A 2,668-nucleotide genomic window follows, 5' to 3' on the forward strand; every position below is an offset into this window, starting at 1 on the left:
GCCGCGCCGACTCCCAGGTCAAGATCCGGGGCTTCCGGATCGAACCCGGGGAGATCGAGGCCGCGCTACTGGCCCAGGACGGCGTCTCCCAGGCCCTGGTCACCGTCCGCGAGGACGCCCCGGGCGCGCGCGTCCTGGTCGGCTACGTCGTCGGTACCGCCGACACCGGCGCCCTGCGCGAACGCCTGGCCGACCGCCTGCCCGGCTACATGGTTCCCACCGCCGTCGTGGCCCTGGACGCGCTGCCCCTGACCGCCAACGGCAAGGTCGACCACCGCGCCCTGCCCGCGCCCGCCGTCCGCTCCGCCGCCGACCACGTCGAGCCGCGCGAGGGCGCCGAGCGCGCCGCCGCCGAGGAGTTCGCCGCGGCCCTGGGCCTGGAGCGCGTCGGCGCCCGCGACGACTTCTTCGCCCTGGGCGGCGACTCCATCCTCGCCGCCCGCGTGGCCTGGCGCCTGGGCGAGCGCCTGGGCACCGGCCTCGACCCGCGCGCGCTGTTCCGCCATCCCACCCCCGAGGGCATCGCCGCGGCCGAGGACGCCGGGCGCCGCGAGGAACCCATCACCCCGGCCGGGCGCGGCCGACCGCTGCCGCTGTCGGCCGCCCAGCGCCGCCTGTGGTTCCTGCACCAGCTCGACGGCGACAGCGCCGAGTACCACACCGGAAGCGCCTTCCGCCTGCGCGGACCGCTCGACGTGTCCGCGCTCGGCCGCGCCCTGGAACTGCTCCAGCAACGCCACGAGGCCCTGCGCACCACCTACGACACCGTCGACGGCGAGCCCGTCCAGTACGTGCGCGAACCCCGCGCCGACCTGCTCACCGTGCGCGAGATCCCCTCCGCCGACCCGGCCGACCGCGAGCGGGAGCTGCACCGGCACCTGCTGCGCGAGGTGGACACCCCCTTCGACCTCGTGGCGGGGCCGCCCACCCGCGCCCTGCTGCTGCGCCTGGACGAGCGGGACCACGTCCTGGTCCTGAGCACCCACCACATCGCCTGCGACGGCTGGTCGGTCGACCTGCTCCACCGCGACCTCGCCGCGTACTACCGGGCCGCCGTGCGCGGCGCGGAGCCCGACACCCGCGCGGAGACCGACTACGCCGACTTCGCCGTCTGGGAGCAGGGCCGCTGGGAGGGGCCCGAGGCCCGGCGCCGCCTGGAGTACTGGGCGCGCGTCCTGGAGGACGTGCCCCCGCTGGCCGTGCCCACCGACCGGCCCCGGCCCGCCCGGCGCACCACCGCCGGGGCTGTCCATCGAACCCGCCTGACCCCCGACCAGCTCCGGGGCCTGCGCGCGCTGGGCGGGGCGTGCGGCGCCACGCTCTTTTCGACCCTGGCCGCCCTGACCCAGGCCGTGCTCTCGGCCGCGTCGGGCTCGGCCGACGTCGCCCTGGGGGCGGCCTCCGCCGGACGCGACCACCCCCAGTTGGAGGACGTGGTCGGCTTCTTCGTCAACCCGGTCGTGCTCCGCTCGCGCCTGAGGCCGGGCACCACCGCGGCCGCGTTCGTCGGGCAGGTGCGCGCCGAGGCCGACGCCGCCCTCGCCCACGAGATGCCCTTCGACCGGGTCGTCGACGCCCTGGTCACCGAGCGCGACCCCGCCCGCGGACCCCTGTTCCAGGCGCTGATGGTCCTCCAGAACGCCCACACCGGCGGGCTGGAGCTGGAGGGCCTGCGCGCCGAGGAGGTCGACCTGCCGCGCACCGCCGCCCTGGCCGACCTGGTCTTCGAGTACGCCGAACGCGACGGAGCCCTGCGCCTGTCGGTGGAGTACAACACCGACCTGTACGACGCCGGGCGCGTGGCGGCCCTGGCCGACACCCTGTCCCGGCTGGCCGACGCCGTCGTCGCCGACCCCGGCCTGGACCTGGCCGCCCTGGACCTGCGGCCCGAGGCCGAACGCGCCCTCTTGGACTCCTGGGAGCACGCCCCCGCCCAGGGCGCGCCCGCCTCCGTGACCGCCGCGTTCGCGGAGCAGGCCGCCCGCACCCCCCGCGCCCCGGCCCTGGTCGGCGACTTCCCCGCGCTGACCTACGCCGAACTCGACGCCCGCTCCGCCGACCTGGCCCGCCTGCTGCGGGCCTGGGGGGTCGGCACGGAGGACGCCGTGCCCCTGCTGCTGGAGCGGGGGCCGCACGTGGTCACCGCGATGCTCGCGGTTCTGCGCGCCGGGGGCGCCTACGTCCCCGTCCACCCCGACGACCCCGCCGAACGCGTGGCCTGGACGCTCGCCCGCACCGGCGCGCGCGTCATCGTCACCGACACCGCCTCGCGCTCCCGCCTGCCCGGGGGCACCGACGCGCGCGTACTGGTCCTGGACGGGCACGGCCCCTACCCGACCGTGCGGACCGAGGACCCCCTGCCCGAGGCAGACCCGCGCGCGCTGGCCTACGTCATGCACACCTCCGGCTCCACCGGAGAGCCCAAGGGCGTGGCGGTGACCCACGCCGACGTGGTGGCCCTGGCGCGCGACTCCCGGTGGGGCGGGGGCCGCGACGAGCGGGTGCTCTTCCACTCCTCGCACGCCTTCGACGCCGCCACCTACGAGATCTGGGTACCGCTGCTGCGCGGCGGCGCCGTGGTCGTCGCTCCGCCGCAGCGGCTCACCGCCGGGGAGTTCGGCGCGCTGGCCCGCCGCCACCGGATCACCTCCACCTTCGTCACCGCCGC

1 protein-coding gene is annotated in these 2,668 nt (G+C 77.3%); it reads left to right on the forward strand.

Features of this window, described 5'->3' with window-relative positions; all coding sequences use genetic code 11:
* The coding region (locus tag DQW06_RS22230) for a condensation domain-containing protein (protein ID WP_157983554.1) at window positions 1-2,668 on the forward strand (2,668 nt) is incomplete at both ends.

It is taken from the genome of Nocardiopsis sp. TNDT3 (assembly GCF_003427465.1).
Classification (GTDB): Bacteria; Actinomycetota; Actinomycetes; order Streptosporangiales; family Streptosporangiaceae; genus Nocardiopsis; species Nocardiopsis dassonvillei.